This is a genomic window from Kingella pumchi (assembly GCF_022288825.1).
Taxonomy (GTDB): Bacteria; Pseudomonadota; Gammaproteobacteria; order Burkholderiales; family Neisseriaceae; genus Kingella_D; species Kingella_D pumchi.
Window position 1 is genome coordinate 25,214 of sequence record NZ_JAKOOW010000022.1, and the last position, 262, is coordinate 25,475.

A 262-nucleotide genomic window follows, 5' to 3' on the forward strand; every position below is an offset into this window, starting at 1 on the left:
GGTCTAGACCCAACAGAACCGTAAAACCCATCTGTTTTGTTGGGTTTACAACCCAACCTACAACCACCCCAAACCACCCCAAACCAGCCTGAAACCCCACCTTCAGGCTGCCTTTCCATCCGCCCTCAAACAAAGGACACCCATGCCCGCCATCCTCACCGACCCCGCCCAACTCGCCGCCGCCCACGCGCGTTTCACCCAAGCCCTGCAAACCGCCCTGCCGCAAACCATCCCCTGCACCGTCTCCGGCGTTGGCGGCGGA